The sequence below is a fragment of the Acidovorax sp. NN32 genome (assembly GCF_057597245.1).
The window spans coordinates 4,461,357-4,486,843 of sequence record NZ_CP199679.1; the positions used below are offsets into that span (position 1 = coordinate 4,461,357).

The following is a 25,487-nucleotide window of genomic DNA, read 5'->3' on the forward strand; positions in this document are numbered from 1 at the left end:
GCGGCGTTCAATGGGCGCAGGTCCAGGCCTATCGGGTGTTCACGGATTTCGACCTGCTGCCATCACGAACGCCAAGGTCGCAGCGATCACATCGTCGGAACGATCGCGGTGGGGTGAATGCGCGCAATCGGACAGTTCCAGCAGCTGCGTTCCGGGCACACGGGCGGCAATGCCGTGGATCTGGGCCAGCGTGCCGTACTCGTCATTGAGCCCCTGCACGGCCAGTACGGGCACACACACGGTGCCCAGCTCTTTTTCGATGTTCCACGCGCGAAATGTCGGGTCGAGCCAGATGCGGTTCCAGCCCCAGAAAGCGGAGTCCGGGTCGTCGTGGTAACGGCCCAGCTTCCGGGGCAGGTCGGTGGTCTCGTAGGCATCCCGCGCCTGCTCGATGTTCTGGATGGTCACATCCTCCACAAAGAGGTGGGGCGCCAACACCACCAGACCGCTGACCCGCTGCGGGAACATCGATGCATACAGCAAGGCAATGGATGCGCCATCACTGTGGCCAAAAAACCAAGGCGGCTCGTTAACGCCCACAGCCTCCAAAAAAGCAGGCAATACCTCCCGCGCCTGCCGGTGCATGAAGTCCACACCCCAGGCTTCATCGGGCACCCGTGGGGTGGAACGCCCATACCCCGGCCGCGAGAACACCAGACCCCGAAAGCCTCCCGCCTCGCACAGCTGCTGCGGGAAGTCCTTCCACATCGCCAGCGACCCCAGCCCTTCGTGCAGGAACACCACCAAAGGTGCAGACCGGCGCTCTGGCGCAATCCACTGGTATTCCACCTGCACCGGCCGACCTCGCCAGTCGATGGCGGCCCATTCGCTACCCCCGCTGGTACCGCCGCGTATGCCCCCGTTCACGCCCGGGCCTCCAGCTCGCGCAGCCTGAAACGCTGGATCTTGCCCGTGGCGGTCTTGGGCAGCTCCGGTACGAACTCGATGAAACGCGGGTACTTGTAGGGCGCGAGTTTCTCCTTCACGAAGGCTTTGAGCTCGTCTTGCGTCGCGGCCTTGCCATCCTTGAGCACCACAAACGCCTTCGTCTTGGTAAGGCCGTCTGCGTCCTGCTTGCCGATCACGGCGGCCTCCAGCACGGCGGTGTGCTGCATCAGCGTGGCCTCCACCTCGAACGGCGAGACGTAGATGCCGCTGACCTTGAGCATGTCGTCGCTGCGGCCTGCGTAGGTGTAATAGCCGTCCGCGTCGCGCACATACTTGTCGCCGCTTTTGGTCCACCCACCCTGGAAGGTGTCGCGCGTCTTCTCGCGGTTGTTCCAGTACATCAAAGCAGCGCTGGGGCCTCGGATGTAGAGGTCGCCCACCTCGCCGTCGGGCACGCTCTGGCCGTCCTCGCCACGCAGTTGCACGTCGTAGCCCGGCACGGGCTTGCCGGTGGTGCCATATCGGATGTCGCCAGGTCGGTTGGACAAATAGATGTGCAGCATCTCGGTGGAGCCAATGCCATCGATGATGTCGCAGCCAAAGTGCGCCTTGAAGCGCTGCGCGATCTCTGCGGGCAGCGCCTCGCCCGCCGAGGAGCACATGCGCAACGCCACCGCAGCACGCGCTGGCAACCGGGGTGATGCGAGCATGCCCGCGAAGCCTGTGGGGGCGCCAAAAAACACCGTGGGCTGGTGGTCCACCCAGCGTTTGAAGGTGGCATCGGGCGTGGGCCGCTCGGCCATCAGCACCACGGTGGCGCCCACGGACAGCGGGAAGGTGAGCGCATTGCCCAGGCCGTATGCGAAGTACAGCTTTGCGGCTGAGAAACAGACGTCCTGCTGGGTGAGGCCGAGCACCGGCTTGCCATACAGCTCGGCCGTCCACCACAGGTTGCCGTGGGTGTGCACCGTGCCCTTGGGCTTGCCCGTAGAGCCCGACGAATAAAGCCAGAAGCCCGGGTCGTCCGCGCCGGTGGGCGCTGGTGCGGCCAACGGAGACGCACTGTTCAAGGCCGCCTCCAGATCGCGGGCGCCCGCATGCAGCTTGCCCACCGGCAGCGATACCAGCAGCGTGCCCACTTCGTGCGCGCTGCGCGCCATGGCCTCGGACAAAACAGGCAGCAAGGCCCCTGAAACCAGAGCAGCCTGCGCCCGGCTGTGCGCCAGCATGTAGGCATAGTCGTCTGCGGTCAGCAGGGTGTTGACCGCCACCGGCACCACCCCTGCATACAGGCAGCCCAGAAAGCACACGGGCCAGTCGCTGGTGTCGTGCATCAGCAGCAGCACCCGCTCTTCGCGCCGCACCCCCGCCTCAGCCAGCACGCTGGCCAGCCGCCGGGCGCGGTCTTCCAGATCGCCATAGCTCAGGCGCCCCCGGTCGTCGATGTAGGCCGTGCGCTCGGTATGCGCCCGGTTCAGGTCGAACAGATGTTCGGCGAAATTGAATCGCTCTGGCAGGCTGGTCATGGGGATGTCTCCGTATTGTTCTGGGCAATTCACAGGCCTTGGCAGGCCTCATAGACCGAGCGATGCCAACACACCTGGGCTGGCTTGCACCGCACTGCGCTGGTGGTAAAAGTCGAGCGCACGCAAGCCGCCCAGCTCTGCACCACCACCAGCGCGCCCCGGCCCCCCGTGCTGCGACATGGGCATCACATTGCCGTGCCCCGTGTGAGCCTGCGCCACATCGGGTGTGACGACATGCACACGCCCGTGGCTCGCGGCCAGCTGCACGGCCGCAGCTGCCAAGGCTGCCTCGTCAGCACCAAACAGCGAGGTCACCAGCGATCCTTGGCCCCTGTGCGCCAGCGCCAGGGCATGGTCCAGGTCACGGTAGGGCAGTAGCGTGGCGACAGGGCCGAATACTTCCATGTCATGCACCGCAGATGCCGCATCGGCATCGCGCGCACCCAGCAGCACCGGCCCCATGCAGGCCGCTACGGCAGGGTCGGCATCCACCAGCGGGCGTGCGCGGCTATCGTGCAGCAGGTCGGTGTGGGCGCTCAAAGCGGCCAGGCCTTCGCGCACCGCGTGCAATTGCGCGGCGCTGACCAGGGAACCCATGCGCACGCTCTCGTTGCGCGGGTTGCCCACGCTGATGCCTGCGAGCTTGGCACCGATGGCCTCGGCCGCAGCGTCGTATACCGCAGCGGGCACCAAAATGCGGCGGATCGCCGTGCACTTCTGCCCGGACTTGACCGTCATCTCGCGCACCACTTCACGCACCAGCAGGTTGAAGGCATCGCTGCCCACGGTGGCGTCGGGCAGCAGGAGGGCAGAGTTCAGGCTGTCGGCCTCGATATTGGCCCGCACGGAGCGGTGCGCCACGGCCGGGTGCGACCGGATGACAGCCGCAGTTTCCGCCGAGCCCGTGAAGGAGACCACATCGAAAGGCTGCAGCTGGTCCATCAAGCCCGCAGAGCTGCCCGCGATGACCGACAGCGCCCCCGCAGGCAGTACGCCCGCATCGATCACATCCTTCACCATGCGCTGCGTGAGCCAGGCCGTGGCGGTGGCGGGCTTGACGATCACCGGGACGCCAGACAGCAACGCAGGCGCCGCCTTCTCCCAAAGCCCCCAGGCCGGAAAGTTGAAGGCATTGATGAACAGCGCCACACCCCGCGTGGGCACCTGCAGGTGCTGCGATAAAAAGACCGGCTCCTTGCCCAGCTTGACCGCGTCGCCATCGCGCAGCACCCGCACATCACCCAGCGCATCGCCCCACCGCGCATACTGGCCCAGGGTGAAGATGCCGCCGTCGATGTCCACCGCCGAATCGTTCTTCACCGTGCCAGAGTTGGCGGTTGCAATGTCGTAGTAACTCTCACGGTGTGCCTGCAGTACCTTCACCACCGACGCCAGTAGCGCGGCCCGCTCACGGTAGGTCATGGCGCGCAAGGCGGCGCCGCCGCGATCCCGTGCAAAGGCAAAGGCTTCCGGCAAATCCAACCCCGTGCAATCGACGCGCACCAGCGCGTCGCCCAACACCGGGTCGCTGAGCACGGTGCCCGGGCCGTTTCCGGTTTGCCAGCGTCCAGCGGCAAAGTTGGCCAGGAGTTCAGTCATGCAGGTCTTTCAAAAAAAGGGATCGGTATGGCGAGAAGCGCCAGAAAGGAGGGACCGCTTTAACGTGTGAACTGGATCTGCCCTTCCGGCAGCAGATAGAGCACCAGCGCACGCCCCTGGGCCACCGTGGGGCGGTGGGCGCTGGCCGGTGGATAGACGCACCACCCAGCGGGGTGCCCGTCGAAGGTGGCACCGGCCGTGAGCGGCAGGATCAAATCGATTTCCCCCAGAGGGTGGCTGTGGTGAGGGCCCGCAATGTTCTGCATGTCCACCACATCGACGGAAAAGCGGTGCAGCGCATCGTCAGCCTTGAAAACGCGGCCGTAGCGGATGCCGCCACCTTCGCGGTCGCACAGCCACCCCTCTTCCACGCCCACCAGGCAGGCCGCTTTGAGCCCTGCATAGGCAGCGCTGTCAGGCCCATGGGTCTGGTTGAGCCAGTCCTGCAGTTCGGAATCCAGAGGTCGCCCGGCGATCTGCGCGGTCAGATCCACCAGGGCTTGATGAAATGCGGCTTTGTGGGGCATGGCTTCTCGGGGGCTAGGAAAATGGGGCCCGCACACCTTTTTGATCTGTATCCTTGTGGATTTTTCAGATGTGCAGTATTTTGCTTGCACATGAACGATAGGTAATGCATGGCTGAATGTCAAGCACTATAGTGCATAAATTGTTTTCACCGAAGGGGTGGAGAAGCGCCGTGGTAAGGCGCCCCTGAGCGCGCTCGACCTGCCAATACCCACCAATACCCGCCAATGGGCTGTAAGAACCTGTTCCAAGAAAGATGGGCATGACCGAACAAGAAGACGCAGAAACCGCGCTCTCCACGCCTGCCGACAACATGCCGGGGGCTGCGGAAGAGGCCAAGAACCCCCTGCTGGTCGCGCTGGGCGAGCGCGTGCGCAACCTGCGCGCACAGCGCGGCCTCACGCGCAAGGCCGTGGCGGTGGCGGCCGACGTGTCCGAGCGGCACCTGGCCAACCTCGAATACGGCACCGGCAACGCGTCCATCCTGGTGCTTCAGCAAGTGGCAGGCGCCCTGCACTGCTCGCTGGCCGAGCTGGTGGGCGACTTCACCACACGCTCGCCGGAATGGCTTCTGATCCGGGAGCTGCTGGAGCACCGCAGCGAGCCCGAGCTGCGCCGTGCGCGGCTGGCGCTGCACGAACTGTTGAGCGGCGGTGGCAGCGACACGGCACGCCATAGGCGCATCGCACTCATTGGCTTGCGGGGCGCGGGCAAATCCACCCTGGGCCCCCTGCTGGCGCGCGACCTGGACGTGCCCTTTATTGAGCTGAGCCGCGAGATCGAAACCCTGGCGGGCTGCAGCGTGCGGGAGATCCACGACCTGTACGGCACCACGGCCTACCGCCGCTACGAACGCCGCGCACTCGAAGAAACCGTGCAGATCCACAGCGAAGTGGTTATCGCCACGCCCGGTGGCATCGTCTCGGACCCCGCCACCTTCAACGAGCTGCTCGCGCACTGCACCACCGTGTGGCTGCGCGCCGCACCCGAGGAACACATGGGCCGCGTGCTGGCCCAGGGCGATATGCGCCCCATGGCCGCCAGCAAGGAGGCCATGGACGACCTGCGCCGCATCCTGGAAGGGCGCGCGGCCTTCTATTCCAAAGCCGACCTCACCATCGACACCTCCGGGAGCAGCCTGGAAGAAAGCCTGCAGCAACTGCGCACCGGAGTGCGCAAGCTGATGACCGCCCGGCCAGGCTAACCTCCTCTCCACCACCAGCCAACAGCCCCGAAGCTCTCCGGGGCTGCCGCGACGTGGTTTGAGAAAAATCCTCAGAAAACAGCGACATGCATTGACTTGCCTATTGATATGCACGATGATGCACATCAACGATGCATTTAATGCACTATTATTCCTGTTAGCAGATGGATGGAGACCCCATGACCACACCCGCCCCCACCCGCGTGGACTACCGCACCGATCCCACCCAATACCGCCACTGGGCGCTGGCCGTAGACGGCCCGGTGGCGCGCCTGTCGCTCGACATCGCCGAAGACGGTGGCATCCGCCCCGGCTACAAGCTCAAGCTCAACAGCTATGACCTGGGTGTGGACATCGAGCTACACGACGCACTCAACCGCATCCGCTTCGAACACCCCACGGTGCGCACCGTCATCGTCACCAGCGCCAAAGACCGCATCTTTTGCTCGGGCGCCAACATCTTCATGCTGGGTGTCTCCAGCCACGCCTGGAAGGTGAACTTCTGCAAGTTCACGAATGAGACGCGCAACGGCATCGAGGATTCGTCCAAACACTCGGGCCTGAAGTTCGTCGCCGCCGTGAATGGCGCATGCGCGGGCGGTGGCTACGAGCTGGCCCTGGCCTGCGACGAGATCGTGCTGGTGGACGACCGCTCGTCGGCCGTGTCGCTGCCTGAAGTGCCGCTCCTGGGCGTGCTGCCCGGCACCGGCGGCCTGACCCGCGTGACCGACAAGCGCCATGTGCGCCACGACCTCGCCGACATCTTCTGCACCAGCGTGGAAGGTGTGCGCGGCCAGCGCGCGGTGGATTGGCGCCTGGTGGACCGCATCGCCAAGCCCGCGCAATTTGCCGCCGCCGTCGATGAAACCGCCGCACGCCTCGCCGAAGGCAGCCCCCGCCCTGCCAACGCACGGGGCGTGTCCCTGACCCGCGTGGAGCGCGAAGAAAGTGCCGACAGCCTGCGCTACGCACACGTCAGCGTGGACATCGACCGCACCCGCCGCACCGCCACGCTCACGCTGAAGGCCCCCACTGGCGCGCAACCCACGGACATCGCTGGCATCGAAGCCGCAGGCGCCGCCTGGTGGCCGCTGGCCCTGGCGCGCCAGCTGGACGACGCCATCCTGAACCTGCGCACCAACGAACTCGATATCGGCACCTGGCTGCTCAAGACCGAAGGTGATGCCCAGGCCGTGCTGGCCAGCGATGCCGCGCTGATCGCGCACCAGGACCACTGGCTCGTGCGCGAAACCATTGGCGCACTGCGCCGCACCTTTGCGCGGCTGGATGTGTCGTCGCGCAGCCTGTTTGCGCTGGTCGAATCCGGCTCGGCCTTCGCAGGCTCCTTGGCAGAACTGGCGTTTGCGTCCGACCGCACCTACATGCTCGCCCTGCCCGACGATGCCGAGCGCGCACCCAAGCTCACGCTCAACGAATTCAACTTCGGCCTGCTGCCGATGGTGAACGACCAAAGCCGCCTGCAACGCCGCTTTTACGAAGAAGCCACGCCCTTGGAGGCAGCCCGCTCGGCCGCCGGCAAGCCACTGGACGCCGATGCCGCTCTGGCACTCGGCCTGGTCACCGCCGCCCCGGATGACATCGACTGGGACGACGAGATCCGCATCGCCATCGAAGAACGCGCGGCCATGTCGCCCGACTCGCTCACCGGGCTGGAGGCCAATCTGCGCTTTGCCAGCAAGGAGAACATGAACACCCGCATCTTCGGCCGCCTGACCGCGTGGCAGAACTGGATCTTCAACCGCCCGAACGCCGTGGGCGACAAAGGCGCGCTCAAGGTCTATGGCACGGGCCAGAAAGCCGGTTTCGACTTGAACAGGGTGTAGCCCCCTGAGTCGCCTGCGGCGCCTTCCCCCTCAGGGGGACGACGCCCTCGCTGCGGGGCGGCCCTTGCTCGGCGTCCCTCCCCAGGCCGTGCCAGTTGCAGGCGCCGAGGGTGCAAGCAGCACTAAGGATCACTGAATTTCTACTCCAAGGAGACATCCATGAGCACCATCAACTACAGCGAGAAGATCCCCAACAACGTCAACCTCGGCGAAGACCGCACGCTGCAGCGCGCGCTCGAAGGCTGGCAGCCCAACTTCATCAACTGGTGGGACGACGTGGGCCCCGAGGGCTCCACCAACCACGAGGTGTACCTGCGCACCGCCGTGAGCGTGGACCCCAACGGCTGGGCGCAGTTCGGCCACGTGAAGATGCGCGACTACCGCTGGGGCATCTTTTTGAACCCCGGTGACACCAACCGCGAAATCCACTTTGGCGACCACAAGGGTGAAAAGGCCTGGCAAGACGTGCCCGGCGAGCACCGCGCCAACCTGCGCCGCATCATCGTGACGCAGGGCGACACCGAGCCCGCCTCGGTCGAGCAGCAGCGCCACCTGGGCCTGACGGCGCCCAGCATGTACGACCTGCGCAACCTGTTCCAGATCAATGTGGAAGAAGGCCGCCACCTGTGGGCCATGGTCTACCTGCTGCACAAGCACTTTGGCCGCGATGGCCGCGAAGAGGCCGAGGCACTGCTGCAGCGCACCTCGGGCGACGTGGACAACCCACGCATCCTGGGCGCGTTCAACGAGAAGACGCCCGACTGGCTGGCGTTCTTCATGTTCACCTACTTCACCGACCGTGACGGCAAGTTCCAGCTGGCAGCGCTGGCCGAGAGTGCCTTCGACCCGCTGGCGCGCACCACCAAGTTCATGCTGACCGAAGAGGCGCACCACATGTTTGTGGGCGAAAGCGGCATCTCGCGCGTGCTCAGCCGCACCGCGCAGGTGATGAACGACCTCAAGACCGACGACCCCGCCCGGGTGCGTGCGGCCGGCGCCATCGACCTGCCCACCATCCAGCGTTACCTGAACTTCCACTACAGCGTGACCATCGACCTGTTCGGTGCCGACCAGTCCAGCAACGCCGCCACCTTCTATAGCTCGGGCCTCAAGGGCCGCTACGAAGAGGGCAAGCGGGGTGACGACCACATCCTCAAGGGCCAGACCTACAAGGTGCTGGAAGTTGTCAACGGCCAGTTGCAGGAGAAGGAAGTGCCCATGCTCAACGCCTTGAACGAGGTGCTGCGCGACGACTTCATCAAGGACTCGATGGCGGGCGTAGGCCGCTGGAACAAGGTGCTGGAAAAGGCCGGCATCCCCACGCGCCTGGCCGTGCCACACAAGGCCTTCAACCGCCAGATCGGGGCGCTGGCGGGCATCAAGATGTCACCCGACGGCCGCGTGGTGAGCGAAGCCGAATGGACAGCCCGCAAGGCCGAGTGGCTGCCCACGCCCGAGGACTTTGCCTTCGTTGCCTCTCTGATGGGGCGCGTGGTGGAGCCCGGCAAGTTTGCGGGCTGGATCGCACCGCCGGTCATGGGCATCAACCGCCAGCCCGTCGACTTCGAATACGTGCGGTTTGGTTGATCCCCCTGAGCCGCTGCGCGTTTTCCCCCTGAAGGGGACACCTCCAGCGGCCCGGCAAAGCCGGCTCCGCGATGGCACTGGCATCAGGTCGCGCCACTGCTTACCGCTGCGCGCGATGGCGCAGGGACATGGCACCGGAACAACTGTTGGAAGAAGAATATGGGCATGACCACCACCACGCTGATCGACAACGGCATCCTGAAGCAGCACCTGATCGACCCCGAGATCTGCATCCGCTGCAACACCTGCGAGGCCACCTGCCCGGTGGGTGCCATCACACACGACGACAACAACTACGTGGTGCGCGCCGATGTGTGCAACGGCTGCATGGCCTGCATCTCGCCCTGCCCCACCGGCTCCATCGACAACTGGCGCACCATGCCGCTGGCGCGCGCCTACAGCATCGAAGAACAGCTCACCTGGGAAGAACTGCCGCCCGAACTCACGCCCGATGAACTGGCTGCCGAGGGCGTGGCGACTTCAGCCGGGGATACAAAGCTGCCGTCCGCAGCGGCTGCACCGACCACGCCCATGGAGCCGGGCACGCAGACGTTCCGCTCGGCGCAGTACGGCGCCACGGTGCCACCCTGGTCGGCCGCACACCCCTACACCAACCTGTTCCCCCCGAGGAGCCCCACCACCGCCACCGTGGTTGGCAACTTCAACTGCACCGAGGCGGGCTTTGAGAGCGAGACGCACCACGTGGTGCTCGACTTCGGCAGCATGCCGTTCCCGGTGCTGGAGGGGCAGTCCATCGGCATCATCCCGCCCGGCACCGACGCGCTGGGCAAGGCGCACCACGCGCGCCAGTATTCCATCGCCAGCCCGCGCAATGGCGAGCGGCCCGGCTATAACAACCTGGCGCTCACGGTAAAGCGCGTGACCACCGACCACGACGGCAACGCCGTGCGCGGCATCGCTTCCAACTTCGTGTGCGACCTGAAAGTGGGCGACAAGGTCCAGGTGGTGGGGCCGTTTGGAAGCTCCTTCCTTATGCCCAACCACCCGCGCTCGCACATCGTGATGATCTGCACCGGCACCGGCAGCGCCCCCATGCGCGCGATGACCGAATGGCGTCGGCGCCTGCGCAGCAGCGGCAAGTTTGAAGGCGGCAAGCTCATGCTGTTCTTCGGCGCACGCACGCAGCAGGAGCTGCCGTACTTTGGCCCGCTGCAAAACCTCCCCAAGGATTTCATCGACATCAACCTGGCGTTCTCCCGCACCGCCGGGCAGCCCAAGCGCTATGTGCAAGACCTGATGCGCGAGCGCGCCGCTGACCTGGCTGCGCTGCTGCGCGACGGCAACAGCCACTTCTATGTCTGTGGCCTGAAGAGCATGGAAGAAGGCGTGGTGATGGCCCTGCGCGACATCGCCAGCGAAGCCGGCCTGGAGTGGGACGCTGTGGGCGCCGCACTCCAGCGCGAAGGACGGTTGCACCTGGAGACCTACTGAGCTGCATCGCCGCCGGTCCGTAGGCCGGCGGCACAGGAAGAGCGCTGGTCGTGGTGCGCCTCCAGGTTGGTAGGATTGCGCATCAAATTTTGAGCGCAATAGGGCCCTAGCGCTTGATGGATAATCGCAAACAGCTATTATTTTTATAGCATTTAAGCCATCCACCACGCTCGCAGCAGTTGCGCATAGTCAGGCGAGAAATGAACGGCGCACTTTAGCGCACGCGCCCCGCACTTCCCGCCAGCACAGCCAAAGCGCCACGCTGCACTATCCAGAAGAATCCCACGCACCTTTGCGCGCCTCGCAAGATGCAGAAACCTGGTGTGCGTTTGCTTACGGCAGATGGAAAAAGGACGACCCGCCTATAGGACAGGGACTACAGAAATTGCCCTGGTGCATTTTGAGAATGAACTCACACACGGCCCCCCGTGTGCAATTTTTCTTTTCTTTCACCAGGAGATATCAATGTCCAGCAACAACCCTCAAGGCCAGAACCAGCACACCGGCAACAACGACTCCCAGCGCAAGAACCAGGGCAGCCGGCAGGCCGAGCAAAGCAACGACCCATCCGGCAACCGCCAGCAGGGGCAGAACGACCCTTCGGGATCCAGCGGCAATCAGGGAAGCCGTGAGCAACATGGCGATTCTTCCCGCCGCACACCCCAGAACCAGCGCTGATCCGTCGAGCGGCGCCTTGCCGTGAGACTGATGCAGGCCAAACGGGCGCACGCCAAGCCGCAAGCCGGCGGTGGGGCGTCCGCCTTGTGACCTCGGGCCGCGCTGCCTCCACCCCGGAAGCAGCGCGGCCTTACTTTTTGCCCCTGTTGCGGCCTTCATTCAGCGCCCCACACCACTGCGCTTCGTTTTTCTTTCATTCATTGAGCCAGCACCCTCTGCCATGAACACATCCAAAACGCCCCCTTCCGACACAGCGGTCCATGCAACGGTCCAGAAGCAGAGGCGGATCCAGACCGAGCAGGACCGCCACGACACACACCAGCCTCCAAAGAGCAAGGCACGACCCACGCAGGGCAAAGGCAGTCCAGCGGCACCGGGGCCGGGTCATGCGGAACCGGCACCTCCGCTGCCCGACCAGCACCTCACCAAACCGGGCCTGGAGGCGGACATGGAACTCAAGCCCCAGTTCGAGGCAGCCCATTACCGGGGCAGCGACAAACTCAAAGGGTTCTCTACCCTGGTCACTGGCGGTGACTCGGGCATTGGCCGCGCGGTGGCCGTGCTGTTTGCCCGCGAGGGCGCGGACGTTGCCATTGCGTACCTGGCGGAACATGAAGATGCCGAGCAGACTCGCCAGCTGGTGGAAGCCGAAGGCGGCCGGTGCATTCTGATCCCCGGCGACGTCAAAGACGCTGCGTACTGCGCCGATGCCGTGCGGCAGGTGGTCACCGCTTTTGGCAAGCTCAATGTGCTGGTCAACAACGCGGCATTCCAGGAGCATGCGGCATCCCTGGAAGAACTGACGGCCGAGCGTTTTGACGAAACGTTCCAGACCAATATCTACGGCTACTTCCACATGGCCAAGGCAGCCCTGCCCCACCTGCACCGGGGTGACTCGATCATCAACACCGGCTCCGTCACCGGGCTGCGCGGCAGCAAGGAACTGATCGACTACTCGGCCACCAAGGGGGCCATTCATGCGTTCACCAAGGCCCTGGCCCACAACCTTGCCGACCAAGGCATCCGAGTGAACGCTGTCGCCCCCGGGCCGGTATGGACCCCGCTCAACCCAGCGGACAAGGCGCCAGACGACATCGAAAAATTTGGTGCAAAGGCCCACCTGGGCCGCCCGGCGCAGCCCGAGGAGATTTCACCCGCCTACGTGTTTCTTGCAGCGCCGTGCTGCTCCAGCTACATCACCGGCACGGTGCTGCCGATCACGGGCAACGCCGGCGACGGCGCGTGAAGAGAGCACCGCCTCACATCACGCCAGATCGCGGGCGACCAGCGGTTCAATCCCAGCCCACTCCTCGTCCGTGAACAGGCGCGAGCGGGTGTGGAAAGCCTTGCCGGTGCTGCCCTCCAGCGAAAACGTGCCGCCGTGCCCGTCAATCACATCCAGAATGAGCTGCGTGTGCTTCCAGTATTCGTACTGCGATTTACCGATGTAGAACGGCGCGCCGCCCACATGCCCCAGCAAGACATCCCCCGCCCCAATGGTCAGGTCGGTGGGCAAGTAACAGTTGGCGGCACTGTTGTCGCAACACCCGCCCGACTGGTGGAACATGACGCTGCCATGCTGCGCCTGCAACTGCGCAATCAGCGCAAGGGCTGCGTCGGTGGCAATGACTCTCTCGACCATGGTGATCTCCTGGTGCGCCAATGCAAAAAGCTGCCGCAGAACGACTCTGCCGCAGCGTCACCAGCGGTTCACAGGCCGTTCCTGGCTAGGCGTCTCTCCCGCAGACAGTAGCAACGCTACGGCAAGGGAGAGCAACGACGCCAGGGACGGTCTGTGGACCGCCACCACCATCAGAAGAAGCCGAGCTTGTTTTCCGAGTACGAAACCAAAAGATTCTTGGTTTGCTGGTAATGGTCCAGCATCATCTTGTGCGTCTCGCGCCCAATGCCCGATTCCTTGTAGCCGCCAAACGCCGCGTGCGCCGGGTAGGCGTGGTAGCAGTTGGTCCACACCCGCCCGGCCTTGATGGCGCGGCCCATGCGGTAGGCCACATTGCCGTTGCGGCTCCACACGCCCGCCCCCAGGCCGTACAGCGTGTCGTTGGCAATGGCCAGCGCTTCGGCTTCGTCCTTGAAGGTGGTCACAGCCAGCACGGGGCCGAAGATTTCCTCCTGGAAGATGCGCATCTTGTTGTGGCCCTTGAACAGCGTGGGCTGCACGTAGTAGCCGCCTTCCAGGTCGCCACCCAGGTGGGCTTGGCCACCGCCAGCCAGGACTTCGGCGCCTTCGGCCTTGCCCAGTTCCAGGTACGAGAGGATCTTGGTGAGCTGCTCCTTGGAAGCCTGCGCGCCCATCATGCTGTCGGAGTCCAGCGGGTTGGCATGTTTGATGGCCGTCACGCGCTTCAAGACACGCTCCATGAATTTGTCGTAGATGCTTTCCTGGATCAGCGCTCGGCTGGGGCAGGTGCAGACCTCGCCCTGGTTGAACGCGAACAGCACCAGGCCTTCCACGCACTTGTCGAGGAAGGCATCGTCCTTGTCCATGATGTCGGCGAAGAACACGTTGGGGCTCTTGCCGCCCAGCTCCAGCGTGGCGGGAATCAGGTTGTTGGCGGCGGCCTGCGCAATCACGCGGCCGGTGCTGGTGGAACCGGTGAAGGCGATCTTGGCAATGCGCTTGCTGGTGGCCAGCGGCATGCCCGCCTCACGGCCATAGCCGTTGACGATGTTGAGCACGCCGGGCGGCAGCAGGTCGGCAATCAGCTCGGCCAGGATGAGTATGGAAATGGGGGTGGACTCTGCAGGCTTGAGCACCACGCAGTTGCCCGCGCCCAGCGCAGGTGCCATTTTCCACGCCGCCATCAGGATGGGGAAGTTCCACGGAATGATCTGGCCCACCACGCCCAGTGGTTCCTGGATGTGGTACGCCACGGTGTTCTCGTCGATGTTGGAGAGGGCGCCTTCCTGCGCACGCACGCATCCCGCAAAGTAGCGGAAGTGGTCCACGGTGAGTGGGATGTCGGCGTTCAGCGTTTCGCGGATGGCCTTGCCGTTGTCCACGGTTTCCGCATAGGCCAGCAGCTCCAGGTTCTGCTCGATGCGGTCGGCAATCTTCAGCAGGATATTGCTGCGCGTGGCGGCGTCGGTCTTGCCCCAGGCGTCGGCAGCGGCGTGGGCGGCGTCCAGCGCCAGCTCGATGTCTTCGGCGGTGGAGCGGGCGGCCTGGGTGTAGATCTTGCCGTTGACGGGCGAGATCACATCGAAGTATTGGCCCTTGACCGGGGGCACAAATTGGCCGCCGATAAAGTTGTTGTACTGGGGCTTGTAGGCGATCTTGGCGCCAGCGGCGCCGGGGGCTGCGTAAACGGTCATGTTGTCTGTCTCCGGTGGATTTGTGGACATCTGGTCGGCACACCGCGCCGCCAGATAGAGGACATGACTCAAAACCCGTGCCAACCTGCCCCACCTGCTAAGTGTTTGATTTTTATGGCTTTGTTTGCGCGTCCGCAAGAATGCACAACCCATCGGCCGCTGAGGTGTCCGCTCCAGAACGCGACACCTGTCACGAAATGGAACAGTTGAAGCGGCCCCTCAGCGCTTGCTATTGCCCTGGCCTCTGGCCACCGCCATACTGGCTTTCAAACAGGGCGCGTTCATGACGCCCGGGCAGGAGACAAACACCATGCGATCCACTTCCACATCTGTGGCACTGCGGCAAGCCCGCCAGCACCTGCTGGAATCAGGCCAATGCCCCATCGGCCTCGTGGACGAGCGCCTGGCACGGTCGTGGCAGCGCAGCCTGGACAGCGGCCTGCTGCCCACCGGGCGGCTGGGCAACCCCGACAACCTGGAACATCAGGCCTTGCGGCAGTTGCGCGGCCACCACCAGGAGTTGCTGGCGCATTCGCGCCCCGTGATGGAGTACCTGTTTGAGCAGGTACGCGACAGCCAGAGCGTGGTGGTGCTGGCCAGCCCCTGCGGCACGCTGGTGGACACCTGTGGTGACGCCTACTTTCTGGGCAAGGCCGAACGGGTGGCCCTGACCAGCGGCGCCTCGTGGCACGAAAAGCAGCGCGGCACCAACGCCATCGGCACCGCGCTGGCCGAAATGGCGCCCGTGGAAGTGCACGGCGCAGAACATTTTCTGGAGCGCAACGGCTTTCTGACCTGTGCCGCCGCCCCCATCCTGTCTGCCACCGGACAGATACTGGGCATTCTGGACATCTCCAGCGAACACAGCCGGGGCAACCCCCACACGCTGGGGCTGGTCAGCACCGCCGCCCACATGATCGAAAACCGGCTGCTGGTGTCGGGCAGCCAGCGCCATGTCCGCCTGCACCTGCACACGCACCCTGAGGGCATTGGCACCGTGGCCGAAGGCATCGCACTGGTGTCGGAAGACGGCTGGGTGGTGGGCGGCAACCGCAGTGCGCTGGCGCTGCTGCGCATTTCGGTGGCGCAGCTGGGCAGCATCTCACTGGACCAGATCCTGAACGTGGGCCTGCAAGAGCTTCTGGCGCGCCACCACCGCCGGCCCGACGCGCCGCTGTCCTTGCGGCGGCACGATGGCGCCCCGCTTTTTGGGCTGCCAGTGCCGGACAAGCGCACGGTGCGGACCCTGGCGCCATCCCCGCCCGCCCGCCCGCCAGAGGATGCGCTGGCCCAGCTGGACACCGGCGATGCCCGCTGGCGCACGGCTGCCGCCAAAACGCGGCGCATTCTGGGCAAGCCCATCGCCCTGCTCATCCAGGGCGAATCCGGGGTTGGCAAGGAGTGGTTTGCGCGCAGTGCACACCAAAGTGGCCCGCGCCGCGACGGCCCCTTTATAGCCATCAACTGCGCCGCAATGCCCGAGTCGCTGATCGAGTCCGAGCTGTTTGGCTACAGCCCCGGGGCGTTTACCGGCGGCCGTCGGGAGGGGCGCCTGGGCCTGCTGCGCGAAGCCCATGGCGGCACGCTGTTTCTGGATGAGATTGGCGACATGCCGCTGACCCTCCAGACGCGGCTGCTGCGCGTGCTGCAGGAGCGGCAGGTGGTGCCGCTGGGCAGCGCGCAGCCGGTGGCCGTGGACTTTGCCCTCATTTGTGCCTCCAACCGCAAGCTCCGCGAAGAGGCGGAGCAGGGCCGGTTTCGCACCGACCTGTACTACCGGATCAACGGTCTGGCGGTTGAGCTCCCCCCCCTGCGCGAGCGCACCGACTTCGAAGCGCTGAGCCAGCGCATGCTCCAGGACATTGAACCTGCCCGACACCTGCGCCTGGACCCTTCGTTGATGGCAGCGCTGGAAAAATACCGTTGGCCGGGCAATCTGCGCCAGTGCGCCAGCGTGCTGCGCACCGCCTGCGCCATGCTGGACGCGCACGAGGAGGTGGTGGAATGGCACCACCTGTCGGATGACTTTCTGGAAGAACTGCAAAACGTGGATCGTTTTGCCACGCCAACCACCCCGGAGCGCCCTCCGCAAAACCTGGATGAACTCTCCCAATCGGCCATCCAGCAGGCGCTGGAGAGCTGCCGGGGCAACATGAGCCACGCAGCGCGCACCCTGGGCATCAGCCGCCAGACGCTGTACCGCAAGCTGGCCCTGCGCAAGGAGCGGCTCGCCGCCCCTGATGTGCAGCACTCCGCCCGGGGCTTGTTGTCAGGGCGCTGACGTTCAGGCCAGCATCAGGCGCTGGCCCGCATGCTGCCCCGAATCCAGTGGCTGGGCAACGCCGGAGAGCTTGAACGTTGCGACCGTTTCCACCAACTTCCTCGACTGGGTGCTCAGGCTGGAGGCTGCTGCGGCCATCTCCTCCACCAGCGCTGCGTTTTGCTGGGTGGCCTGGTCCATCTGGTTCACCGCCACATTGACCTGGTTCACCCCTTCGCTTTGCTCGGTTCCGGCCGCGCTGATTTGCGCCACCGTCTCCGTCACCCGCTCAATGGACGAGACCACCTCTTTCATGGTCTGCCCGGCGGTGCCGACCAGCACGGTGCCAGCCTCAACCCGCTCGACACTCGTGGCAATGAGCGTTTTGATCTCCTTGGCGGCCTCCGCAGAGCGTGCCGCGAGGCTGCGCACCTCCGAGGCCACCACGGCAAAACCCCGTCCCTGCTCACCCGCCCTGGCAGCCTCCACGGCCGCATTCAGGGCCAGTATGTTGGTCTGGAACGCGATCCCGTCAATGACACCGATGATTTCGGAAATCTTCTTGGAGCTTTCGTTGATGCCGCTCATGGTGTCCACCACTTTCGACACCACATCGCCCCCCTGCTTGGCCACCGTGGATGCACTCTGGGCGAGGGCATTGGCCTGGCGTGCATTCTGCGCATTGTTTTGCACCGTGGAATTGAGTTCCTCCATGGCGGCAGCGGTCTGCTCCAGCGCACTGGCCTGGTTCTCCGTCCGGGTGGAAAGGTCGCTGTTGCCGATGGATATCTGCGCGCTGGCCGCCGCCACGGTTTCCGAACCACTGCGCACCTGGCTGACGATGCGGGTCAGCGAGTCCTGCATCACGGCCAGCGCTGCCAGCAGGGGGCTGAATTCATCCTGCGACGCATCCACCACCGCCGTGGTGAGGTCGCCATTGCGCACGCGATCGGCCACGGCTTGTGACTCGGCAACCCGGCGCAGGAGGGTAGCGCCGATGTGCCACGAAAACAGCAGCAGCCCGATAGCCACCACCACAACGGAGCTTACCAACGCACGCAAGGTCAGCTTAACGTCCCGCCCAATCTCGGCAAGGCTGGCATCGAGCAGCTTGGACTGGTGTTCCTTCTCCTTGGCAAGAACTGCCAGCACCACATTGCGCGTAGGTATCGTGGACGCGACCAGGAAGTCAAACGCTGGCTCCTTCTTTCCTTCCTTGATCAACTGCAGGTTCTGTTCGGCAACCCGCCAGAAAGCTTCCAGTCCTTGGGTCAATTCGGCACTCAGTGCCTTTTCCGATGCCGAATTTACTGCTTGCTGGAAGCCCGCAAGGTCTTTGTCAATCAGGCGCCTTTTCTCGCCGATATCTGCGAGCGTGGCGGCCAGGTCTTCGGGTGTGCGGACCAGGATGGCATGGCGAACCTGCAAGGAAACCCGCGTGACGTTCAACTCCATGGCACTGGCCTGAAGCTGGCGCGGCACCTCTTCCCGAGCCACCAGTTCGGTCTGGTGATTGACCTCACCCAGATAGATCCAGGCCAGTACGGCGATCCCGGCCAGTCCTGCAATCAGCAGGAAGGAAATGGCATGAAGACGTCTGGCAATGCTCATGGTGTCACCTCTGCAAGGAAGAAATCTGCGTTGCGGCGGCGCTCTAGCACTGCCCCCTGGGCTTCGTACCAATTGCGACAATTTGCAACCAACCGGGCATCTCGGCGGATTGAACGCGCTTCTCGAATGCGGGTCAATGGGGCCGCCCCTGCATGGCGGCAAGCGGGTCTTCAGGAGTCACAGGGCGAGGGGCTATGCTTTACCCATGAGCCCCCGCAAGACCTTGTTGATCGTTTACCACTCGATGACGGACGGCACGCGCCAGATGGCAGATGCCGCACGGGCAGGCGCTTGCTCCGACAAGGATGGGGCCGTTCAAGTGCGACTGCTGCATGCCGCACAGGCTGGCGCCGCAGACGTGCTGGGCGCGGACGGGTTCATTTTTGCCACCCCGGAAAACCTTGCAGCCATCAGCGGACAACTCAAGGATTTTTTTGACCGCAGCTACTACGCCGTGCTCGACCACGTCAATGGCCGCCCCTATGCATGCCTGGTCTGCGCGGGCAGCGATGGGCACAACGCGGCCCGGCAGATGGAACGCATTGCGACCGGCTGGCGCCTGCGGGCCATCGCAGAGCCCCTCATTGTCTGCACCCACGCGCAGACGCCAGAAGCGATTCTGGCCAGGAAGAGCATCTGCAGCGATGAACTGGAACGCTGCCGATACTTGGGCGAAGCGATGGCGCAGGGTTTGGCGCTGGGCGTTTTTTAGGGCGGGCCACTGCGCCCAGAAATCTGGTGAGTTAGTCCACTGAAACGGCTCAGCGCACCACCTGAAACGCAGCACGCGCCGCCGAGTCCCGCTCCAGCTGGCGTGCAATATTGCCGCAGACCAGATCACACAAGGCATCGACCGACTCATCGGTCAGCCGGTAGTACACGCTGGTCCCGCGCCCCTCGCGGGCCACAAGGCCGTGTTTGGTCATCAACGACAGATGCCTGGAGACATTGGCCGCCGTGTAGCCACATTGTTGCGCCAGGTCTCCCACGTTTTTCTCTCCGTCCCGCAGCAAATTGAGGATGCGCAGCCGCGTGGGTTCGGCAAGAACCTGGAAGTAGGCAGCGACCTGCTCAAGGGCTTCGGGGGGCATTTCTTTCATCGCGGGATCTCCGTGCATTGGGAACACATGATACATTATTGACTAATTAGCTGATTAGTTAAATAATCAATCTCACAAAAATTCCCTGGAGCCGCCATGAAGTCCCTGACCCTGTTGACCGCAGCGCTTTCCCTGGCCGTGTCCGGCGCCTGGGCGGCCGGCGACACCGCTGCGCAGCCGGTCGCCACCTTTACCGTCAAGCCCGCTGCCGCCCAGCTGGCGAGCAGTGTGGACGCCCAGGTCGAGGCCGTGCGGGACGCCACCCTCTCCGCCCAGGTACAGGGTGCGGTGATCAGCCTCTCTGCCAAGGCGGGCGACCGCGTTACGGCGGGCCAGGAGCTGGCACGCATTGATGCGCGCGCAGCGCAACAGAACGCCGCTGCCAGCGCGGCCCAGGTGGACGCCGCGCGCGCCGCCCAAAACGTCGCGACCAAGGAATACGAGCGCCAAAAGCAGCTGTTCCAGAAGCAGTACATCAGCCAGGCCGCGCTGGACCGGGCAGAGGCCCAGTGGCGCGCCAGCCAGTCGCAGGTGCAGGCCCTGCTGGCGCAGGCAGGTGCGGCCACCACGCAATCGGGCTTCTACGTCATCAAGGCGCCTTTTGCGGGCGTGGTGGGCCATGTGCCCGCCACCCTGGGCGACATGGCCATGCCGGGCAAACCCCTGCTGACCGTGTACGACCCTTCGCTGATGCGCGTTACCGCCCATGTCGGGCAGCAACAGGCCGCCACGCTGCGCGATGGAGGCACTGGCGAGCTGCAGGTGGACATTCCGGGGGTCTCCGCTTCGCGCATCGCGGTCCCGGCATCCAAAGTGCAGGTGCTGCCCACCGTGGATGCACAAAGCCACACGGTGCAGGTGCGCGTAGAGCTGCCAACCAGCGTGGTGGGCGTGGCACCCGGCATGTTCGCCCGCTTGTGGCTGGACGCTGGCAAGGGCACTACCTCACCGACAGCCGCTGCCGTGGGCCCGCTGCTGGTACCCGCCAGTGTGGTGGTGCGGCGCGCGGAAATGACGGGCGTCTACGTGCTGGACGGCCAGGGCCGACCGCTGCTGCGGCAGGTGCGCCTGGGGCGGCCCGCTGGCGACATGGTGGAGGTGTTGAGCGGCGTGCGCGCAGGCGACCGCATTGCACTCCAGCCCCAAGCTGCTGCCAAGGTGCGCTGACATGAGCACCCCCCAAAACCCTTCTCCGCTCGGAATCTCCGGGCGCATCGCCGCCTTGTTTCAGGGTGCGCAAATCACGCCCTTGCTGGCCGTTGTGGCCTTTTTGCTCGGCGTGTTTGCCGTGCTGGTCACCCCCCGCGAGGAAGAGCCCCAAATCGACGTCACCATGGCCAATGTCATCGTGCCGTTCCCCGGTGCCTCCGTGGCAGATGTGGAGCAAATGATTGCGACGCCCGCCGAACAGGTGCTGTCGCAGATGCAGGGCACGGAGCACGTGACCTCGGTGTCGCGGCCCGGCATGGCGGTGATGACGGTGCAGTTCAAGGTGGGCGTGCCACGCACCGAGGCGCTGGTGCGCCTGCACGACACCTTGCGCAGCAATGCCGACTGGCTGCCCAAGGGGCTGGGGGCCATGGACCCGATCATCAAGCCCAAGGGCATCGACGACGTGCCCGTGGTGACGCTCACCCTGCACAGCCGCGACGAAACCTCCGGAGCCTTTGCGCTGGAGCGAGTGGCCCACAGCCTGGAGGCCGAGATCAAGCGCGTGCCCGGCACGCGCGAGGTGCAGACCCTGGGCGGCCCAGGCCGCGCCGTGCTGGTGCGCATGGACCCCAACCGCATGGCCGCCACTGGCACCACGGTGGACGACCTGCGCCGCGCCTTGCAGTCGGCCAACATGGGGCTACCCGTGGGCGAGCTGCTGGGCGGCGACCGAACCATTCAGCTGGACAGCGGCCCCGTTCTGGCGCGCGCCGATGAGGTGGCCGACCTAATGGTGGGCGTGCGCTCGGGCAAGCCGGTGTTCCTGAAAGATGTGGCCGATGTTCAGGACGGTGCCTTGCCCGCCAGCCGCTACGTCTGGCATGGGGTTCCACGGCGCACCGCCAGCACCGCCAGTACCAGCGGCGAAGCCCCGCAGAGCGCCGTGGACGAATACCCGGCCGTGACCCTCACGGTGACCAAGAAGGCGGGAGAGAACGCCATCGACGTCGCCAATGCGGTGATGCAGCGGGTCGAACAACTGCACAACACCGTGATTCCCGACGGCGTGGAGGTGACGGAAACCCGCAACTACGGCGCCACCGCCAACGACAAGGCCCAAAAGCTCATCCAGAAGCTGCTGTTCGCCACAGCGTCGGTGGTGGCACTCGTCTTCCTGGCCCTGGGCCGCCGCGAGGCCGCCATCGTGGGCGTGGCCGTGGTGCTGACGCTCACGGTGACGTTGTTTGCGTCCTGGGCTTGGGGCTTCACCCTCAACCGGGTATCGCTGTTTGCGCTGATTTTCTCGATCGGCATCCTGGTGGACGACGCCATTGTGGTGGTGGAGAACATCCACCGCCACCAGCTGCTGCACCCCGGCCGCAGCCTCAAGGACATCATCCCGCACGCGGTGGACGAGGTGGGTGGCCCCACCATTCTGGCCACATTCACCGTGATTGCCGCCCTGCTGCCCATGGCGTTTGTGAGCGGCCTCATGGGCCCCTACATGAGCCCCATCCCCATCAACGCCAGCATGGGCATGCTGCTGTCGCTGGCCGTGGCGTTCGTCATCACCCCCTGGCTGGCCCGGCTGTGGATGAAGGAGCACACTGGCCATCCATCAGGGCATTCCAGCCCGGTGCACAGTGGGCTCAGCGCTCGCATCGCGCCCACCTTCGAGCGGGTTTTCAGCCCCTTGCTGGATGACACCCAAGGCCGGCGCAATCGCCGCTGGCTGGGGCTGGGCGTGGCAGCACTCATTGCCTTGTCGGTCGCTTTGCCGGTGCTCGGATGGGTGCAGCTCAAAATGCTGCCGTTCGACAACAAGTCCGAGTTCCAGGTGGTGGTGGACATGCCTGCGGGTACGCCAGTTGAGCACACCGCCGCCGTGCTGCACGAGCTGGGCGCACACCTGGCCACCGTGCCCGAGGTGACCGACTACCAGGCCTACGCAGGCCTGTCTGGCCCCATCAACTTCAACGGCCTAGTGCGCCAGTACTACCTGCGCACGGGGGGCGAGGTCGGTGACATCCAGGTCAATCTGGTGGACAAGCAACACCGCAAGGACCAAAGCCACGCCATTGCCATGCGGGTGCGCCCCGCCTTGCAAGAGATCGGCAAGCGCCATGGCGCCAATGTGAAGGTGGTGGAAGTGCCTCCCGGCCCGCCTGTGCTATCGCCCATCGTGGCCGAGGTGTATGGCCCCGAGGCCGATGGCAGGCGCGAAGTGGCGCGTGCTGTGCGCGCCGCGCTGGCCGCTACCGAAGGCATTGTGGACGCCGACGACAGCAGCATTGCCGACGCCCCTCGCAAGCTGCTCATCGTGGACCGGCGCAAGGCGGCCCTGCTGGGCATTCCCCAGCAGGCCATCGTGAGCACGCTGCATGCGGGGCTGAGCGGCGAAGCCACCACCTGGCTGCGCGACGCCAGCAAATACCCGGCGCCCGTGCTTTTGCAATTGCCCGCAGAAAGCCACGGCGACCTGGAGGCACTGTTGCGCCTGACGGTCCGGGGTTCTCAAGGCCAGTTGGTCCCCATCCGCGAGCTGGTCACGGTGAGCGACACCCTGCGCGAACAGCCTGTGTATCACAAGGACCTGTTGCCGGTGAATTTCGTGGTGGCGGACATGGCGGGCCGTGTGGACAGCCCGCTGTACGGCATGTTCCAGGCGCGCAGCGCGATTGCCCGCATCGTGGCGCCTGACGGCGGATCGGTGCAGGAATACTTCGTGCGGCAGCCTGCGGATGCCCTGCGGGGCTACGCCATCAAATGGGATGGCGAGTGGCAGATCACGTTTGAGACCTTCCGCGACATGGGCGCTGCCTACGCGGTGGGCCTCATCCTGATCTACCTGCTGGTAGTGGCGCAGTTTGGCTCCTACCTCACGCCGCTCATCATCATGGCGCCGATTCCGCTCACCATCATCGGGGTGATGCCCGGCCACGCCCTGCTGGGCGCGCAGTACACGGCCACCAGCATGATCGGGATGATTGCGCTGGCGGGCATCATCGTGCGCAACTCCATCCTGCTGGTGGACTTCATCAACCTGCAGGTGCGCGAGGGCGTACCCCTGAAGACGGCCATCGTCCACTCGGCCATCACCCGTGCGCAGCCCATCGTGCTGACGGGGCTGGCGGCCATGATCGGCGCGTTCTTCATCCTGGACGACCCGATTTTCAATGGCCTGGCCATTTCACTGATCTTCGGCATCTTTGTTTCCACCGTGCTCACGCTCGTGGTGATTCCCACCCTGTACTACGCAGCGTACCGGGACCGCAGCGCGGGCAGCGGCACCAACGGTGCCGGTCCCGCCAACCCACCTGACAACAGCCCCTCAGAGGCTGCCGTTCACCACGGAGCGCAGTGAACAGCGCACCGAACGCACTGAACGAACGATCGGGCAACCATCCTTCAACCACAGGAGACAACCATGGCACATGTAGTGATTATTGGAGCGGGTATCGGGGGCATGCCGGCTGCGTACGAAATGCGCAGCAAGCTGCCACGCGAGGATCGGATCACGGTGATCAGCGCGGTGGACTACTTCCAGTTCGTGCCCTCCAACCCCTGGATCGCCGTGGGCTGGCGAAAGCGCGATGACATCGTCCTGCAGATCCGCCCTTTGCTGGAACGCAAGGGCATTGATTTCATCGCCCAACCGGTGAAATCCATCGATGCTCCGGGCAAAACCGTCATGCTAGAAGATGGAAGCACGGTGGCCTATGACTACCTCGTGATCACCACCGGCCCCCGGCTGGCCTTTGAAGAGGTGCCTGGTTCTGGCCCTCTGAACGGGCACACACATTCGGTGTGCTCCGTGGACCACGCGGAACACTTCTGGCGCGACTACCAGAAGTTTCTGGAAGCCCCCGGCCCCGTCGTCATTGGCGCCATGCCGGGCGCGAGCTGTTTTGGCCCGGCCTACGAGTTCGCATTCATCGTTGCAGCGGACCTGCGCAAGCGCAAGCTGCGCCACAAGGTGCCGATCACCTTTGTCACCAGCGAGCCCTACATCGGCCACCTGGGCCTGGGCGGCGTGGGCGACAGTAAGAGCATGCTGGAGAGCGAGCTGCGCAGCCAGGACATCAAGTGGATCCACAACGCGCGCACCACGCGGGTTGAAGCGGGCAAGATGTTTGTCGAGCAGCTGGACGACAAGGGCCAGGTGCACCAGCAGCACGAGCTGGACTTCAAGCTGTCGATGATGCTGCCTGCCTTCAAAGGGGTCGATGCCGTGGCGTCCGTACCCGGGCTGTGCAACCCGCGCGGGTTCGTGTTGATCGACGAGCACCAGCGCAGCAAGGCCTACCCCCACATCTTCTCGGCCGGGGTCTGCGTTGCGATTCCGCCCGTCGAGGTGACACCCGTGCCCACCGGCGCACCCAAGACGGGCTACATGATCGAGACCATGGTCTCGGCCATCGTGCACAACATTGCCGCCGACATTGCGGGCCAGCCCGCCACTGCCACCGCCACATGGAACGCCATCTGCCTGGCCGACATGGGGGACACCGGCGCGGCGTTTGTCGCACTGCCACAGATGCCGCCGCGCAACGTCAACTGGTTCAAGAAGGGCAAATGGGTGCACCTGGGCAAGATTGCTTTCGAGAAGTACTTCCTGAACAAGATGAAGTCGGGCAATTCCGAGCCCATCTACGAGAAGTACGTGCTCAAGCTCCTGGGCATCACCCGCTTGCACGAGCAAAAGCCCCATTGACCGGCGCGTGA

Annotated in this window: 19 protein-coding genes; 11 read left to right on the plus strand and 8 right to left on the minus strand. The window is 64.8% G+C overall.

What is annotated here, in order from left to right; genetic code table 11:
- Positions 1 to 39: 39 nt before the first annotated feature.
- Genes ACT89O_RS20500 through ACT89O_RS20515 form a run of 4 tightly spaced genes read right to left on the minus strand, consistent with a single transcriptional unit; the run spans position 40 to position 4,540 of the window.
- The gene (locus tag ACT89O_RS20500; protein ID WP_487261025.1) at positions 40 to 867 is read right to left on the minus strand and encodes an alpha/beta fold hydrolase; all 828 of its coding nucleotides are present in this window, start codon (positions 865 to 867) and stop codon (positions 40 to 42) included.
- On the minus strand, positions 864 to 2,414 hold the full coding sequence (locus ACT89O_RS20505) for a benzoate-CoA ligase family protein (RefSeq protein WP_487261026.1): 1,551 nt from the start codon (positions 2,412 to 2,414) through the stop codon (positions 864 to 866). Before ACT89O_RS20505 ends, ACT89O_RS20500 begins: the two co-directional genes overlap by 4 nt.
- 48 nt (positions 2,415 to 2,462) lie before the next feature.
- A complete protein-coding gene (locus ACT89O_RS20510) occupies positions 2,463 to 4,013 on the minus strand; it encodes a 3,4-dehydroadipyl-CoA semialdehyde dehydrogenase (protein WP_487261027.1) in 1,551 nt (516 codons plus the stop codon).
- A 59-nt stretch (positions 4,014 to 4,072) separates the two neighbouring features.
- On the minus strand, positions 4,073 to 4,540 hold the full coding sequence (locus ACT89O_RS20515; protein WP_487261028.1) for a 4-hydroxylaminobenzoate lyase: 468 nt from the start codon (positions 4,538 to 4,540) through the stop codon (positions 4,073 to 4,075).
- Between the two features lie 260 nt (positions 4,541 to 4,800).
- On the opposite strand from ACT89O_RS20515, the gene ACT89O_RS20520 reads away from it, so the two are divergent.
- The 6 genes from ACT89O_RS20520 (at position 4,801) to ACT89O_RS20545 (ending at position 12,549) form a co-directional block, all read left to right on the plus strand.
- Entirely contained in the window at positions 4,801 to 5,742 is a 942-nt protein-coding gene (locus ACT89O_RS20520; protein ID WP_121422865.1) for a helix-turn-helix transcriptional regulator, read from the plus strand.
- Between the two features lie 179 nt (positions 5,743 to 5,921).
- Positions 5,922 to 7,586, plus strand: coding sequence for a 2,3-epoxybenzoyl-CoA dihydrolase (gene boxC / locus ACT89O_RS20525; RefSeq protein ID WP_487261029.1), 1,665 nt, complete (start codon positions 5,922 to 5,924; stop codon positions 7,584 to 7,586).
- A gap of 159 nt (positions 7,587 to 7,745) precedes the next feature.
- A complete protein-coding gene (boxB, locus tag ACT89O_RS20530; protein ID WP_055393306.1) occupies positions 7,746 to 9,173 on the plus strand; it encodes a benzoyl-CoA 2,3-epoxidase subunit BoxB in 1,428 nt (475 codons plus the stop codon).
- Between the two features lie 165 nt (positions 9,174 to 9,338).
- The gene (boxA, locus tag ACT89O_RS20535) at positions 9,339 to 10,625 is read left to right on the plus strand and encodes a benzoyl-CoA 2,3-epoxidase subunit BoxA (protein WP_121508972.1); all 1,287 of its coding nucleotides are present in this window, start codon (positions 9,339 to 9,341) and stop codon (positions 10,623 to 10,625) included.
- A 465-nt stretch (positions 10,626 to 11,090) separates the two neighbouring features.
- Positions 11,091 to 11,303: a hypothetical protein gene (locus ACT89O_RS20540; RefSeq protein ID WP_487261030.1), complete on the plus strand. Its 213-nt coding sequence runs from the start codon at positions 11,091 to 11,093 to the stop codon at positions 11,301 to 11,303.
- A gap of 220 nt (positions 11,304 to 11,523) precedes the next feature.
- Entirely contained in the window at positions 11,524 to 12,549 is a 1,026-nt protein-coding gene (locus tag ACT89O_RS20545) for an SDR family oxidoreductase (RefSeq protein WP_487261031.1), read from the plus strand.
- Between the two features lie 18 nt (positions 12,550 to 12,567).
- Here the strand turns inward: ACT89O_RS20545 and ACT89O_RS20550 are convergent, their stop codons facing one another.
- Together ACT89O_RS20550 and exaC are read right to left on the minus strand one after the other, a co-directional pair.
- Positions 12,568 to 12,945, minus strand: a complete 378-nt coding sequence (locus ACT89O_RS20550) for a DUF779 domain-containing protein (protein WP_055395315.1) — start codon at positions 12,943 to 12,945, stop codon at positions 12,568 to 12,570.
- Positions 12,946 to 13,115: 170 nt separating this feature from the next.
- Positions 13,116 to 14,639 (minus strand): acetaldehyde dehydrogenase ExaC, encoded by a 1,524-nt coding sequence (gene exaC, locus ACT89O_RS20555; protein WP_487261032.1) that lies wholly within the window; start codon positions 14,637 to 14,639, stop codon positions 13,116 to 13,118.
- 310 nt (positions 14,640 to 14,949) lie between these two features.
- Between exaC and ACT89O_RS20560 the strand changes: the two genes are divergently transcribed.
- A complete protein-coding gene (locus tag ACT89O_RS20560; protein ID WP_487261033.1) occupies positions 14,950 to 16,920 on the plus strand; it encodes a sigma-54-dependent Fis family transcriptional regulator in 1,971 nt (656 codons plus the stop codon).
- Positions 16,921 to 16,923: 3 nt separating this feature from the next.
- On the opposite strand, the gene ACT89O_RS20565 is transcribed toward ACT89O_RS20560, so the two are convergent.
- A complete protein-coding gene (locus ACT89O_RS20565; protein WP_487261034.1) occupies positions 16,924 to 18,510 on the minus strand; it encodes a methyl-accepting chemotaxis protein in 1,587 nt (528 codons plus the stop codon).
- 205 nt (positions 18,511 to 18,715) lie between these two features.
- On the opposite strand from ACT89O_RS20565, the gene ACT89O_RS20570 reads away from it, so the two are divergent.
- Positions 18,716 to 19,222, plus strand: coding sequence for a flavodoxin family protein (locus ACT89O_RS20570; RefSeq protein WP_487261035.1), 507 nt, complete (start codon positions 18,716 to 18,718; stop codon positions 19,220 to 19,222).
- Between the two features lie 49 nt (positions 19,223 to 19,271).
- On the opposite strand, the gene ACT89O_RS20575 is transcribed toward ACT89O_RS20570, so the two are convergent.
- On the minus strand, positions 19,272 to 19,610 hold the full coding sequence (locus tag ACT89O_RS20575) for an ArsR/SmtB family transcription factor (protein ID WP_055395322.1): 339 nt from the start codon (positions 19,608 to 19,610) through the stop codon (positions 19,272 to 19,274).
- 96 nt (positions 19,611 to 19,706) lie between these two features.
- On the opposite strand from ACT89O_RS20575, the gene ACT89O_RS20580 reads away from it, so the two are divergent.
- From ACT89O_RS20580 to ACT89O_RS20590, 3 genes are all read left to right on the plus strand, one after another.
- Complete coding sequence (locus ACT89O_RS20580; RefSeq protein ID WP_487261036.1) at positions 19,707 to 20,777, plus strand: efflux RND transporter periplasmic adaptor subunit; 1,071 nt, start codon at positions 19,707 to 19,709, stop codon at positions 20,775 to 20,777.
- Between the two features lies 1 nt (position 20,778).
- The gene (locus tag ACT89O_RS20585; protein WP_487261037.1) at positions 20,779 to 24,126 is read left to right on the plus strand and encodes an efflux RND transporter permease subunit; all 3,348 of its coding nucleotides are present in this window, start codon (positions 20,779 to 20,781) and stop codon (positions 24,124 to 24,126) included.
- A gap of 63 nt (positions 24,127 to 24,189) precedes the next feature.
- On the plus strand, positions 24,190 to 25,476 hold the full coding sequence (locus tag ACT89O_RS20590; protein WP_487261038.1) for an NAD(P)/FAD-dependent oxidoreductase: 1,287 nt from the start codon (positions 24,190 to 24,192) through the stop codon (positions 25,474 to 25,476).
- Positions 25,477 to 25,487: the final 11 nt, after the last annotated feature.

Coding starts and splice junctions, on each gene's coding strand:
- ACT89O_RS20505 (WP_487261026.1), bottom strand. CDS start 2,414: ATGACCAGCCTGCCAGAGCGATTCAATTTCGCCGAACATCTGTTCGAC.
- ACT89O_RS20510 (WP_487261027.1), bottom strand. CDS start 4,013: ATGACTGAACTCCTGGCCAACTTTGCCGCTGGACGCTGGCAAACCGGA.
- ACT89O_RS20515 (WP_487261028.1), bottom strand. CDS start 4,540: ATGCCCCACAAAGCCGCATTTCATCAAGCCCTGGTGGATCTGACCGCG.
- ACT89O_RS20520 (WP_121422865.1), top strand. CDS start 4,801: ATGACCGAACAAGAAGACGCAGAAACCGCGCTCTCCACGCCTGCCGAC.
- boxC (WP_487261029.1), top strand. CDS start 5,922: ATGACCACACCCGCCCCCACCCGCGTGGACTACCGCACCGATCCCACC.
- boxB (WP_055393306.1), top strand. CDS start 7,746: ATGAGCACCATCAACTACAGCGAGAAGATCCCCAACAACGTCAACCTC.
- boxA (WP_121508972.1), top strand. CDS start 9,339: ATGACCACCACCACGCTGATCGACAACGGCATCCTGAAGCAGCACCTG.
- ACT89O_RS20540 (WP_487261030.1), top strand. CDS start 11,091: ATGTCCAGCAACAACCCTCAAGGCCAGAACCAGCACACCGGCAACAAC.
- ACT89O_RS20545 (WP_487261031.1), top strand. CDS start 11,524: ATGAACACATCCAAAACGCCCCCTTCCGACACAGCGGTCCATGCAACG.
- ACT89O_RS20550 (WP_055395315.1), bottom strand. CDS start 12,945: ATGGTCGAGAGAGTCATTGCCACCGACGCAGCCCTTGCGCTGATTGCG.
- exaC (WP_487261032.1), bottom strand. CDS start 14,639: ATGACCGTTTACGCAGCCCCCGGCGCCGCTGGCGCCAAGATCGCCTAC.
- ACT89O_RS20560 (WP_487261033.1), top strand. CDS start 14,950: ATGCGATCCACTTCCACATCTGTGGCACTGCGGCAAGCCCGCCAGCAC.
- ACT89O_RS20565 (WP_487261034.1), bottom strand. CDS start 18,510: ATGAGCATTGCCAGACGTCTTCATGCCATTTCCTTCCTGCTGATTGCA.
- ACT89O_RS20570 (WP_487261035.1), top strand. CDS start 18,716: ATGAGCCCCCGCAAGACCTTGTTGATCGTTTACCACTCGATGACGGAC.
- ACT89O_RS20575 (WP_055395322.1), bottom strand. CDS start 19,610: ATGAAAGAAATGCCCCCCGAAGCCCTTGAGCAGGTCGCTGCCTACTTC.
- ACT89O_RS20580 (WP_487261036.1), top strand. CDS start 19,707: ATGAAGTCCCTGACCCTGTTGACCGCAGCGCTTTCCCTGGCCGTGTCC.
- ACT89O_RS20585 (WP_487261037.1), top strand. CDS start 20,779: ATGAGCACCCCCCAAAACCCTTCTCCGCTCGGAATCTCCGGGCGCATC.
- ACT89O_RS20590 (WP_487261038.1), top strand. CDS start 24,190: ATGGCACATGTAGTGATTATTGGAGCGGGTATCGGGGGCATGCCGGCT.